This window comes from Cellulomonas palmilytica (genome assembly GCF_021590045.1).
Taxonomy (GTDB): domain Bacteria; phylum Actinomycetota; class Actinomycetes; order Actinomycetales; family Cellulomonadaceae; genus Cellulomonas; species Cellulomonas palmilytica.
Genome location: NZ_CP062221.1, coordinates 2,635,453 through 2,647,920, shown reverse-complemented (window position 1 = coordinate 2,647,920; position 12,468 = coordinate 2,635,453). Strand labels below are relative to the sequence as shown.

Genomic DNA, 12,468 nt, shown 5'->3' with positions numbered 1-12,468 from the left:
CTGCGCCCTGCGGGCCGCCCGACCGTGCGCCACGGGGCGGCACGGGGCGCCACGGGGGCGTCAGGGACGATGCGTCACGAAGATCGCGGTGCCCGGCAGGAGCGCACCGCGCACGGGGCCCCAGCCGCCCCACGTGCGCTCGTGGCCCGCGGGCCACTGGGGCTCCACCACGCGGTCGAGGACCAGGCCGGCGCCGACGACGTCGGCCACGTGGTCACCGAGCGTGCGGTGGTACTCGGCGTACAGGACCGAACCCGACGAGCCGAGCTCGACGTACGGGCGCCGGTCGAAGTACGAGCGGATCGCGGTCAGGCCTTCGGGGTCGTCGGGGAACGCCCACCGCAGCGGGTGCGTCACCGCGAACACCCACCGTCCACCCGGACGCAGCACGCGCGCCGCCTCGGCGTGCACGGCGCGGGCGTCGGGGACGAACGGGATCGCGCCGAACGCCGTGAACGCGACGTCGACGCACGCGTCGGGCAGCGGCAGGCGGCGCGCGTCGGCGACGACCGCGGGCACCCGCACGCCGGCGACCTCGTCGTACCGGCGACCCGCGGCGAGCATCGACCGCGACACGTCGGTCGCGAGGACGCGCGCACCCTGAGCGGCGAGCCAGCGGCTGCACTGAGCGGCGCCCGCGCCGACCTCGAGGACGCGCGTGCCGGGAGCGAGGTCGCCGAGGAGATGGGCGTCGGCCTCGCGCAGGCCCTCCGGGCACCACACGAAGTCCGCGGGGCCCAGGAACTCGCCGTGCTCGTCGAGGTACTCGGCGGCGTTCGCGTCCCACCAGCGGCGTCCCGCGGTGCCGTCGTCGGCCACGTGGCGGAACGCCACCTCGGCGAGCTCCTCGGTCAGGTGGTCGTCGTCGTGCGCGGCGGGGGCCATGCCACCAGTCTCCCCGACGCCTGTGGGACGGAAGGTCTGCCCGCCGCGCGTCGGGCGCGGATAGGCTGACGTGCACACGGACGCCCGACGACGCGCGGACCGCTGTCCCCAACTGTTGTCGACGAAGGAGCGCACGCGTGCGAGTCGGTCTGCTCACCGGTGGTGGCGACGTCCCGGGGCTGAACGCAGCCATCCGGGCCGTGGTCAAGCGAGGCGAGGGGGAGTACGGCCACCAGATCGTCGGCTTCCGCAACGGCTGGAAGGGCGTGGTCGACGGCGACGTCCAGCCCCTCACGCGCAAGGACATCCGCAACGTCCTCCCCGTCGGCGGCACGCTGCTGGGCACGGCACGGTTCCACCCGCACTCGTCCGACGGCGGCATCGACGCGGTGCTCGCCACGCTCGAGGCGGAGCGGCTCGAGGCGCTGATCTGCATCGGTGGCGACGGCACGCTGCACGCCGCGAGCAAGATGGCCGAGGCGGGCGTGAAGATCGTCGCGATCCCCAAGACGATCGACAACGACGTGTGGGGCACCGACCAGTCGATCGGCTTCGACACGGCCGTCACGGTCGCGACCGACGCGGTGGACCGCATCCACACGACCGCGGAGAGCCACAACCGCGTCATGATCGTCGAGGTGATGGGCCGGCACGCGGGCTGGATCGCGACGACCGCGGGCATCGCGGGCGGCGCGGAGATCGTGCTGGCGCCCGAGGCCCCGTTCGACATCGAGCGCATCGAGCGGTTCCTCAAGCACCGCCACCGCGCGCACGCGAGCTTCTCGATCATCGTCGTCGCGGAGGGCGCGGTGCCCGCCGAGGGCACGGCGATGCACTACGAGACGCAGGTCGGCAAGTTCGGCGAGATCGTCGCGGGTGCGATCGGCGAGCGGCTCAAGGCGGAGATCGAGCAGCGCACCGGCTTCGACACGCGCGTGACCGTCCTCGGTCACGTGCAGCGCGGCGGCACGCCCACGCCGACCGACCGGATCCTCGGCAGCCGGTTCGGCGTCGCAGCCATCGACGCGGTCTCGCAGGGGCGCTCGAACGTCATGACCGCGCTGCGCGGCGACCGGGTCGAGCTGGTCCCGCTCGAGGAGGTCGCGGGCAAGGTCAAGCACGTCCCCGCCGAGCTGCTCGCGGTCGCCAGCGCGCTCGCCTGAGCCCGCGAAACACGCTTTGACCGCTCGCGCCATCCACCGATAGGGTGGACGGCGGTGCCGCGCGCCTTCTTCTCGCGTGCCTGCGCGATCTCCCGTTCGTCGGGAGCCGTGGCGGGCCGTCGGGGGCCTCGAGAACACATCCACGTGATCCCGTCGTCGAGTCGCGCACGCCGTCCACGTCCGAACTACTTCCTGTCCGCATCGGAGCCCACCACTACATGAGCATCTCCACCCCCGCGAAGTCCGGCACGCCGCAGGTCGCGGTCAACGACATCGGCACGGCCGAGGACCTCCTCGCCGCGATCGACGCCACCATCAAGTACTTCAACGACGGCGACATCGTCGAGGGCGTCGTCGTCAAGGTCGACCGCGACGAGGTCCTGCTGGACATCGGCTACAAGACCGAGGGCGTCATCCCCTCCCGCGAGCTGTCCATCAAGCACGACGTGGACCCCGGCGAGGTCGTCAAGGTCGGCGACGAGGTCGAGGCCCTCGTCCTCCAGAAGGAGGACAAGGAGGGCCGGCTGATCCTGTCCAAGAAGCGGGCGCAGTACGAGCGCGCGTGGGGCACGATCGAGAAGATCAAGGAGGAGGACGGCGTCGTCACCGGCACCGTCATCGAGGTCGTCAAGGGCGGCCTCATCCTCGACATCGGTCTGCGCGGCTTCCTTCCCGCGTCGCTCGTCGAGATGCGTCGTGTCCGCGACCTCGGCCCCTACGTGGGCAAGGAGATCGAGGCCAAGATCATCGAGCTCGACAAGAACCGCAACAACGTGGTCCTGTCGCGCCGCGCGTGGCTCGAGCAGACGCAGTCCGAGGTCCGCTCCACCTTCCTGCAGACGCTGCAGAAGGGCCAGGTGCGTCCCGGTGTCGTCTCGTCGATCGTCAACTTCGGTGCGTTCGTCGACCTGGGCGGCGTGGACGGGCTCGTGCACGTCTCCGAGCTGTCCTGGAAGCACATCGACCACCCGTCCGAGGTCGTCGAGGTCGGCCAGGAGGTCACGGTCGAGGTCCTGGACGTCGACTTCGACCGCGAGCGGGTCTCGCTGTCGCTGAAGGCGACGCAGGAGGACCCGTGGCAGGCGTTCGCCCGGACGCACGCCATCGGCCAGGTCGTGCCCGGCAAGGTCACCAAGCTCGTCCCGTTCGGTGCGTTCGTGCGCGTCGAGGACGGCATCGAGGGTCTGGTGCACATCTCGGAGCTGGCCGTGCGCCACGTCGAGATCCCGGAGCAGGTCGTGCAGGTCGGCGACGACGTGTTCGTCAAGGTCATCGACATCGACCTCGAGCGTCGCCGCATCTCGCTGTCGCTCAAGCAGGCGAACGAGGGCTTCGACCCCGAGTCGGAGGACTTCGACCCCGCGCTGTACGGCATGGCGGCCGAGTACGACGAGCAGGGCAACTACAAGTACCCGGAGGGCTTCGACCCGACGACGAACGAGTGGCTCGAGGGCTTCGAGGCGCAGCGCGAGGCGTGGGAGGCCCAGTACGCGGCCGCGCACGCCCGCTGGGAGGCGCACCGCAAGCAGGTCGCCGACGCGCAGAAGGCCGACGCCGAGGCGCAGACGCCCGAGGGTGCTGCTCCGGCGCCGTCGACCTACTCGTCGTCGACCGACGAGGCCACGGGGACGCTCGCGTCCGACGAGGCGCTCGCCGCTCTGCGCGAGAAGCTCACGGGCAACTGAGCAGCTGAACGCGCCGCGGGACGCGTCCGCGGCAGGGTCCACGACGGGCCGGTCACCTTCGGGTGGCCGGCCCGTCGGCGTCAGCGCCGTCGTGCGCGCCGTGCCACCGAGGGCCGCGGGCGGTCGGGTCGTGCCCGGCGCCGCCCGGCGTGGGCGCGGGGGCGTCCGTGCGGGCAGGATGGGCCCATGCAGCGCATCGGGTTGACGGGCGGGATCGCGGCAGGCAAGTCGGTGGCGGCTCGCCGCCTCGCGGAGCTGGGTGCGGTCGTCGTCGACGCCGACGCGCTCGCCCGCCAGGCCGTGGCGCCCGGCACCCCGGGCCTCGACGCGGTGGTCGAGTCGTTCGGGGAGGGCGTGCTCGCGGCGGACGGGTCGCTCGACCGGGCCGCACTGGCGTCCCTGGTGTTCGGGGACGACGAGCATCGGCGTGCGCTCGAGGCGATCGTGCACCCCGTGGTGCGCCGGCTCTCGGCCGAGCGCGAGGCGGCGGCGGCCACGGCCGACCCCGGCGCGGTCGTCGTCCACGACATCCCGCTGCTGGTCGAGACCGGTCAGGCGGGCTCGTTCCACCTGGTCGTCGTCGTCCACGCACCCGCGGTGCTGCGCGTCGAGCGGCTGGTGCGACTGCGCGGCATGTCGCGCGACGACGCCGAGGCGCGGGTCGCGGCGCAGGCGAGCGACGACGAGCGGCTGGCGGCGGCGGACGTCGTGCTCGACGGGTCCGGCACGGACGCACACCTGCGGGCCCAGGTCGACGAGCTGTGGGACCGGTTGTGCACCGAGCGCACGCAGGAGCGCGCCGCGGAGGAGACCGACGCGCGCCACGGCTGAGCCGTCCCGCCGTCACACGAAGGCGTGAACCGCGGCGGCGTCCGGGGCGCGCCCGGTCACGATCTGGGAACGGCCGTTCCGCACCGCGCACGTACCCGATATGTTCCCGCCAAGCCGGGGACGAAAGTGCCTTGTGCCTGGTGAGGGCTCAACTTCGACGGTCGGCCGACCGATAGACGACACATCCGGTGCCGAAGAGGTCGCCGCAACAAGGAGGTACGAGCGGATGGTCAAGCCCGCCCAGACGCGCGCGTCCGTGTCGGTCGTGTCGTCGGCGCTTTCCGAGGGTCGCATGCTCGAGCTCGCGGAGAAGGCCGCGATGTCGGGAGACTCGGACGCGGGTCGGTTCCGGGTCGAGGCGCGCACGCCGCACTCGACGACGGTGTCGCTGCGCGACCACATCGAGGGCACCGAGCTGCTCCGCTTCGACGTGAAGACCGACCGTGCGGTGGGCCGGACGACGGCCCGCACCGCGATCACGTTCTTCCGCACGAAGGAGGGCGGCGTCAACGCGCTCGTCCCGATGGCGAAGCGCAAGCTCCTCGGGTTCCGCGCGTACGAGGCCTTCATGGACTGGTACGTGTCCGCGGTGATCCGTGAGGACCCCAACGCGATCGTCACGCTGGTCGACGGCAAGGAGTGAACCCCCGCGCCCGCGGATGACGCGGGCGCGGACGGGTGTGTCGGTGGTCCGACGTACGGTGGGGCCATGCGTCCAGTCACGGAGCTCCAGCGGACCGTCGCGCCCTTCGAGGTCGTGTCCGAGTACACGCCGTCCGGCGACCAGCCCCAGGCGATCGCCGAGCTCACGCGCCGGCTGCAGGCCGGCGAGAAGGACGTCGTGCTGCTGGGTGCGACGGGCACCGGCAAGTCGGCGACGACCGCCTGGCTGATCGAGCAGGTGCAGCGGCCCACCCTCGTCATGGCGCCGAACAAGACGCTGGCGGCGCAGCTCGCGACGGAGTTCCGCGAGCTGCTGCCGAACAACGCGGTCGAGTACTTCGTCTCGTACTACGACTACTACCAGCCCGAGGCGTACATCGCGCAGACGGACACGTACATCGAGAAGGACTCGTCGATCAACGACGAGGTCGAGCGGCTGCGGCACTCGGCGACGTCCTCGCTGCTCACGCGACGCGACGTCGTCGTCGTCGCGTCGGTGTCCTGCATCTACGGCCTGGGCACGCCGCAGGAGTACGTGGACCGCATGGTCACGCTGCGCGTCGGTGACCAGGTCGACCGCGACCAGCTCCTGCGCCGGTTCGTGCAGATGCAGTACTCGCGCAACGACATGGCGTTCACGCGCGGCACGTTCCGGGTGCGCGGTGACACGGTCGAGATCATCCCGATGTACGAGGAGCTGGCGGTCCGCATCGAGTTCTTCGGTGACGAGATCGAGGCGATCGCCACCCTGCACCCGCTGACGGGCGAGGTGGTCCGCGCCGAGGACGAGATGATGATCTTCCCCGCGACGCACTACGTCGCCGGGCCCGAGCGCATGGAGCGCGCGATCCACGGGATCGAGGCCGAGCTCGAGGAGCGGCTGGCCGAGCTCGAGCGGCAGAACAAGCTGCTGGAGGCCCAGCGCCTGCGCATGCGCACGACGTACGACATCGAGCTGATGCGCCAGGTCGGCTCGTGCTCCGGCATCGAGAACTACTCGCGCCACATCGACGGGCGCGCCGCCGGCTCGGCCCCCAACACGTTGCTGGACTTCTTTCCCGAGGACTTCCTGCTCGTCATCGACGAGTCGCACGTGACCGTTCCGCAGATCGGTGCCATGTTCGAGGGCGACATGTCGCGCAAGCGCTCGCTCGTCGAGCACGGGTTCCGCCTGCCGAGCGCCACCGACAACCGGCCGCTGCGGTGGGAGGAGTTCGTCGAGCGGATCGGCCAGACGGTGTACCTGTCGGCCACGCCCGGCGACTACGAGCTGTCGATGGCCGACGGCGTGGTCGAGCAGATCATCCGGCCGACGGGCCTCGTCGACCCGGAGGTCGTGGTCAAGCCGACCAAGGGACAGATCGACGACCTGCTCGGCGAGATCCGTGACCGTGTCGAGCGCGACGAGCGCGTGCTCGTCACGACGCTCACCAAGAAGATGGCCGAGGACCTCACGGACTACCTGCTCGAGAAGGGCGTGCGGGTGCGCTACCTGCACTCCGAGGTCGACACGCTGCGCCGCGTGGAGCTGCTGCGCGAGCTGCGGCTCGGCGAGTACGACGTGCTGGTCGGGATCAACCTGCTGCGCGAGGGACTGGACCTGCCCGAGGTCTCGCTCGTGGCGATCCTCGACGCGGACAAGGAGGGCTTCCTGCGCTCGGGCAAGTCGCTCATCCAGACGATCGGGCGCGCGGCGCGCAACGTGTCGGGTCAGGTCCACATGTATGCGGACAAGGTCACGGCGGCGATGCAGCTCGCGATCGACGAGACGAACCGGCGCCGCGAGAAGCAGGTCGCGTACAACCTCGAGCACGGGATCGACCCGCAGCCGCTGCGCAAGAAGATCGGTGACATCACCGACATGCTGGCGCGGGAGGACGCGGACACCGCCGAGCTGCTGGGCGGCGGCGGTCGCCAGGCGAGCCGCGGCAAGGCGCCCGTCCCGGGGTTCGGCTCGAAGGCCGCGCCCGCGGACGAGCGCACACGCCTCACCGGTGCGGCGGCGGGCGAGCTCGCCACGCTCATCCAGGAGCTCACCGAGCAGATGCACGCGGCGGCGGGGGAGCTGCAGTTCGAGCTCGCCGCGCGCCTGCGCGACGAGATCTCCGGCCTGAAGAAGGAGCTGCGGCAGATGCAGGCCGCGACCGCCTGACCGACACGAGGAGTGAGCATGGCAGCACGGATCCAGGTCACGTTCGACGCCGCGAGCCCGCCCACGCTCGGCGCCTTCTGGGCCGAGGTGCTCGGGTACGTCGAGGACTCCCCGCCGCCGCCGTACGCGACGTGGGACGAGGCCCTCGACGCGATGGGTGTCCCGCTCGACCAGCGGGACACGGCGTACGCGGTCGTCGACCCCGACGGCGCCGGCCCGCGCCTGTGGTTCCAGAAGGTCCCCGAGGAGAAGGCGGGCAAGAACCGCGTGCACCTCGACGTGACCGTCCGCCCGGACCTCCCGCGCGACCAGCGTCCCGTCGCCGTGCGCGCGCGGGTCGGTGAGCTCGAGCGGCTCGGGGCGCGTCGCCTCTACGAGATGGAGGAGAACGGCAGCTTCTGGGTGACGATGCAGGACCCGGAGGGCAACGAGTTCTGCGTGCAGTGAGCCGTGCGCGGCACCCGGGGCGATCGTCGCCTACGATGGCGGGCGGTGAAGGGGAGTACCCCACAATCGGTCGCGTCGTCATCACGGACGCCGCCGGTCGCAGTCCGGCAGCGTGCCGCGGCGGCGTCCGACGGAGCCCGGCGCGGTCGGCCCGGAGCTCGGGCGGGGGAGACCTTCGGTACTGACACACATCTCGTACCGGAGGTCTGTCCGTGGATGTCTCGAGCCTTGTCTGGTCGCTCACCGGGGTCGGCGTCGTCGGTCTGCTCGTCTTCGACTTCTTCGCACACGTGCGCACGCCGCACGAACCGACGTTCCGCGAGTCGGCCTGGTGGTCGACGGTGTACATCGTCCTCGCGCTGCTGTTCGGCGTGGCTGTCGGCGCGTTCTGGGGCTGGGACCACGGCGCGGAGTACTTCGCGGGGTACGTGACCGAGAAGAGCCTGTCGGTCGACAACCTGTTCGTGTTCCTCATCATCATGACGAGGTTCGCCGTCCCGCGGGCGTTCCAGCAGAAGGTCCTTCTCGTCGGGGTCGCGATCGCCCTAGTGCTGCGGACGATCTTCATCCTGCTGGGCGCGGCGGCGATCGAACGCTGGTCGTGGGTCTTCTACATCTTCGGTGCGTTCCTCGTGTACACGGGCGTGAAGCTCGCGCGCGAGGACCACGACACAGCCGAGGAGGAGCAGGGCGGCGACGGGGTCGTCGTGCGGTTCGTGCGTCGGCTGTTCCCGACGACGACCGAGTACGACCGCGACCGCCTCACGACCGTGGTCGACGGCAAGCGCCTGCTGACGCCGATGCTCCTGGTGATGGTCGCGATCGGCTCGACGGACATCCTGTTCGCGCTCGACTCGATCCCCGCGATCTACGGCCTGACCGAGGAGCCGTACATCGTCTTCACCGCGAACGCCTTCGCGCTGCTCGGCCTGCGCCAGCTGTACTTCCTCATCGGGGGGCTGCTCGAGCGGCTCGTGTACCTCTCGCAGGGCCTGGCGGTCATCCTCGGCTTCATCGGCGTGAAGCTCCTGCTGCACGCGATGCACACCAACGAGCTGCCGTTCGTCAACGGCGGCGAGCACGTCGAGTGGGCGCCCGAGATCCCGATCTGGCTCTCGCTCACCGTGATCCTGGGGACGCTCGCGGTCGCGACCGTCGCCAGCCTCGTCAAGACACGCAGCGACCGTCGCGTCGCCGCCGGACAGGAGTGAAGTGGACGTCTCGTTGCTGGTGTGGGCGGTCTCGCTGGGAGTCGTCACCGCGCTGCTGATCGTCGACGTGGTCGTCGTGGGACGTCGCCCGCACGTGCCGAGCACCGCGGAGTGCCTGCGCCACCTCGGCTTCTTCGTCGCCCTCGCCGTCCTGTTCGGCCTCGGCGTCCTGGTGACGTCCGGCGGTCAGTACGCGGGGGAGTTCTTCGCGGGCTGGCTCACCGAGTACTCGCTGTCGGTCGACAACCTGTTCGTCTTCATGCTGATCATGGGCCGGTTCGCGGTGCCGCGGCAGTACCAGCAGACCGCGCTGCTCGTCGGGATCGTGCTCGCGCTCGTGTTCCGGACGGTGTTCATCCTGCTGGGGTCGGCGATCGTCAGCACGTTCAGCTGGGTGTTCTACCTGTTCGGCGCGTTCCTGGTGTGGACCGCGTGGAAGGTCGCGCGCGAGGGGTCCGACGACGAGCCGGAGGAGTTCCACCCGCCTCTGCTGCTGCGCCTGGTGCAGCGCTGGTTCCCGTCGACCACGCAGTACCACGGCGTGAAGCTCACGGTCGTCGAGAACGGCCGGCGGCTCATCACGCCGATGCTGATCGTGCTGATCGCGTTGGGGGCGACGGACCTGCTGTTCGCGTTCGACTCGATCCCCGCGCTGTTCGGCCTGACGAGCGAGCCGTACCTGATCATGATGGCGAACCTGTTCGCGCTCATGGGTCTGCGGCAGCTGTACTTCCTGCTGGGCGACCTGCTCGCGCGGCTGGTGTACCTGAGCTACGGGCTCGCGGTGCTGCTCGGCTTCATCGGCGTCAAGCTCGTGCTCGAGGCGCTGCACGAGAACGAGGTGCCGTTCATCAACGGCGGAGAGCCCGTGTCGTGGGCGCCCGAGATCCCGATCTGGCTGTCGCTCGTCGCGATCGTCGTGATCCTCGGGACGACGGCGGCCGTGAGCCTCATGAAGTCCGCGCGCGACGCCCGGGCGGCGCTCACGTCCTCCTGACCTGCGAGGGTCAGGAGGCCCAGGGGCCGAGGACGACGTCCCAGCCGCGCACCTCGGTGGCCGCGACGAGCCCCTCGCGCTGGAACGGGTCGTCCGCGAGCATCGCGCGCACGCGGTCCTCGTCGTCAGCGACGAGGACGAGGAGCGCGCCGGGCGCACCGTCGGTCCACGGGCCGGAGCCCTTGAGCGCGCCCGCGTCGGCGAGGCCCGCGAGGTACGCGCGGTGCTCCGGGCGGAAGTGGTCACGAGCGTCGGTGCGCTCGTCGTACGTGTACCGGACGGCGAAGGTGGGCATGGCAGACATCCTGCCCGACGCGGACGTGGGGTCGCGCACACCTGCGGGGTCCGTGCCTGCGTCCGGCCTGGTCGGGTGGCAGAGTGGCGGGATGACCACACGCGTGACGCTGGCCGACGGCATGCGTATGCCGGTCCTCGGGTTCGGGGTCTACAAGGTGTCCGACGAGGCGGCGGGACCGGCCGTGACGGAGGCGCTCACGGCCGGGTACCGGCTCGTCGACACGGCGACGTTGTACGGCAACGAGGCGGCGGTGGGCCGTGCGGTGCGGGCCAGCGGCCTCGACCGTGACGACGTGTTCGTCACGACGAAGCTGTGGAACGACGCGCACGGCGACCGTGCGGAGGCGGCGTTCGAGGAGTCGGTCGAGCGCCTCGGGCTGGGCGCACCGGACCTGTACCTCATCCACTGGCCGGCGCCTGCGCGCGACCGGTACGTGCCGACGTGGCGCACGCTGCTGCGGCTGCGGGACGAGGGCCGGGTGCGGTCGGTCGGCGTCTCGAACTTCCAGCCCGACCACCTCGAGCGCATCGTGCAGGACTCGGGCGAGGTGCCCGTGGTGAACCAGGTCGAGCTGCACCCGTACCTGCAGCAGCGCGAGCTGCGGGCCCTGCACGCCGAGCTCGGGGTGGTGACGCAGGCGTGGTCACCACTGGGACGGGGAGCGGTCCTGGCGGACCCGGTGCTCGCCGACATCGCGCGCGAGCACGGCGCCACGCCCGCGCAGGTGGTGCTGCGCTGGCACCTCGATCTGGGCATCGCGGTCATCCCGAAGTCGGTGACGCCGGCCCGCATCCGCGAGAACCTCGCGGCGGCGGACCTCGAGCTGACCGCGCAGGACCACGAGCGGATCGCGGCGCTCGACCGCGGCGAGCGTTCGGGCTCCCACCCGGACCACGTGAGCTGACCCTCCGAGCCGAGCCCACCTGACCCGACACGAGAGAGAGGCGACCATGGCGCGCGAGCTGCGCACGATCCTGTCCGACGACCTGCTGGCCCGGGTGCACGAGCGCGCCGCGACGCACGACCGGGAGAACACGTTCCCGCACGACGACCTCGCCGAGCTGGCGGAGGCGGGCTACCTGCGCGCGTTCGTGCCGCAGCGGCTGGGCGGTGCGGGGCTCACGCTCGAGGAGGTCGCGCGCGAGCAGGTCCGCCTCGCGGCAGCGGCGCCCGCGACCGCGCTGGCCGTCAACATGCACCTCGTCGTGACGGGGCTCGCTGCGCAGCTCGTCGATCGCGGCGACGACGCGTTCGCGTTCGTGCTGCAGGACGCGGCGGCCGGCGAGGTGTTCGCGTTCGGCAACTCCGAGGCCGGCAACGACCTGGTGATGTTCGGCTCGCGGACGCGCGCCGAGCGTCAGCCCGACGGCGGCTACCGGTTCTTCGGCACGAAGATCTTCACGTCCCTGTCGCCCGTGTGGACACGGCTCGCGACGTTCGGTCTCGACGACTCGGACCCGGCCGACCCGCGTCTCGTGCACGGCGTCGTCGGGCGGGAGGGCGTCACCGCCAAGGACGACTGGGACACGCTCGGCATGCGTGCGACGCAGTCGACGACGACCGTGCTCGACGGCGCCTACGCATCGCCCGAGCGTGTGTACCGGAGCCTCCCCGCGGGGCCGTCGGCCGACTCGTTCATCTTCGCGCTGTTCTCGGTGTTCGAGATCCTGCTCGGCGCGGTCTACACGGGCATCGGCCGGCGCGCCGTCGAGCTCGCGGTTGCCGCCGCTCGCCGTCGGACGTCGTTCAAGAACGACGGGCGGCCGTACGCGCAGGACCCCGACATCCGGTGGCGCATCGCCGACGCCGCGCTCCTGCAGGACGGCGCCGAGCTGCAGGTGTTCGCCCTGGCGCGCGACGTCGACGAGCAGGTCGACCACGGTGGGCGCTGGTTCGCGCAGCTCGTCGGGCTCAAGGTCCGCGCGACGGAGTCGGCACGGCAGGTGGTCGAGCTCGCGCTGCGCGCCGCGGGTGGTGGGTCGTACTTCAGCGGCAACGAGCTCGGCCGGCTGTACCGCGACGTGCTCGCCGGGATCTTCCACCCGTCCGACGACGAGTCCGCGCACGCGACCGTCGCGACGTCGGTGCTCGGTCCGCCGGAGGCCTGACCGGGCACCGCCCGCGCGCGGACCGGGC

Annotated in this window: 12 protein-coding genes; 10 read left to right on the top strand and 2 right to left on the bottom strand. The window is 71.3% G+C overall.

Translation table 11 applies throughout. The annotated features are described in order from the left end of the window. Window positions 1–60: 60 nt before the first annotated feature. Window positions 61–885, bottom strand: a complete 825-nt coding sequence (locus F1D97_RS12020; protein WP_236120733.1) for a class I SAM-dependent methyltransferase — start codon at window positions 883–885, stop codon at window positions 61–63. A 137-nt stretch (window positions 886–1,022) separates the two neighbouring features. Between F1D97_RS12020 and F1D97_RS12015 the strand changes: the two genes are divergently transcribed. From F1D97_RS12015 to F1D97_RS11980, 8 genes are all read left to right on the top strand, one after another. Further along, window positions 1,023–2,048, top strand: a complete 1,026-nt coding sequence (locus tag F1D97_RS12015) for a 6-phosphofructokinase (RefSeq protein WP_236120732.1) — start codon at window positions 1,023–1,025, stop codon at window positions 2,046–2,048. Between the two features lie 218 nt (window positions 2,049–2,266). Further along, window positions 2,267–3,733, top strand: coding sequence for a 30S ribosomal protein S1 (rpsA, locus tag F1D97_RS12010; RefSeq protein ID WP_236120731.1), 1,467 nt, complete (start codon window positions 2,267–2,269; stop codon window positions 3,731–3,733). A 186-nt stretch (window positions 3,734–3,919) separates the two neighbouring features. Next, window positions 3,920–4,564, top strand: coding sequence for a dephospho-CoA kinase (coaE, locus tag F1D97_RS12005; protein ID WP_236120730.1), 645 nt, complete (start codon window positions 3,920–3,922; stop codon window positions 4,562–4,564). Window positions 4,565–4,790: 226 nt separating this feature from the next. Then, window positions 4,791–5,207 (top strand): hypothetical protein, encoded by a 417-nt coding sequence (locus F1D97_RS12000; RefSeq protein ID WP_236120729.1) that lies wholly within the window; start codon window positions 4,791–4,793, stop codon window positions 5,205–5,207. Window positions 5,208–5,273: 66 nt separating this feature from the next. After that, complete coding sequence (gene uvrB, locus F1D97_RS11995) at window positions 5,274–7,379, top strand: excinuclease ABC subunit UvrB (protein WP_236120728.1); 2,106 nt, start codon at window positions 5,274–5,276, stop codon at window positions 7,377–7,379. An 18-nt stretch (window positions 7,380–7,397) separates the two neighbouring features. Then, complete coding sequence (locus F1D97_RS11990; RefSeq protein ID WP_236120727.1) at window positions 7,398–7,826, top strand: VOC family protein; 429 nt, start codon at window positions 7,398–7,400, stop codon at window positions 7,824–7,826. A 212-nt stretch (window positions 7,827–8,038) separates the two neighbouring features. Continuing rightward, the gene (locus F1D97_RS11985) at window positions 8,039–9,037 is read left to right on the top strand and encodes a TerC family protein (protein ID WP_236120726.1); all 999 of its coding nucleotides are present in this window, start codon (window positions 8,039–8,041) and stop codon (window positions 9,035–9,037) included. A gap of 1 nt (window position 9,038) precedes the next feature. Continuing rightward, window positions 9,039–10,034, top strand: coding sequence for a TerC family protein (locus tag F1D97_RS11980; protein WP_236120725.1), 996 nt, complete (start codon window positions 9,039–9,041; stop codon window positions 10,032–10,034). A 10-nt stretch (window positions 10,035–10,044) separates the two neighbouring features. Here F1D97_RS11980 and F1D97_RS11975 read toward each other — a convergent pair whose 3' ends face one another. Further along, window positions 10,045–10,329, bottom strand: coding sequence for a YciI family protein (locus tag F1D97_RS11975; RefSeq protein ID WP_236120724.1), 285 nt, complete (start codon window positions 10,327–10,329; stop codon window positions 10,045–10,047). A gap of 91 nt (window positions 10,330–10,420) precedes the next feature. On the opposite strand from F1D97_RS11975, the gene F1D97_RS11970 reads away from it, so the two are divergent. Both F1D97_RS11970 and F1D97_RS11965 read left to right on the top strand, forming a co-directional pair. Continuing rightward, the gene (locus F1D97_RS11970; protein ID WP_236120723.1) at window positions 10,421–11,236 is read left to right on the top strand and encodes an aldo/keto reductase; all 816 of its coding nucleotides are present in this window, start codon (window positions 10,421–10,423) and stop codon (window positions 11,234–11,236) included. Between the two features lie 46 nt (window positions 11,237–11,282). After that, window positions 11,283–12,440: an acyl-CoA dehydrogenase family protein gene (locus F1D97_RS11965; RefSeq protein WP_236120722.1), complete on the top strand. Its 1,158-nt coding sequence runs from the start codon at window positions 11,283–11,285 to the stop codon at window positions 12,438–12,440. Window positions 12,441–12,468: the final 28 nt, after the last annotated feature.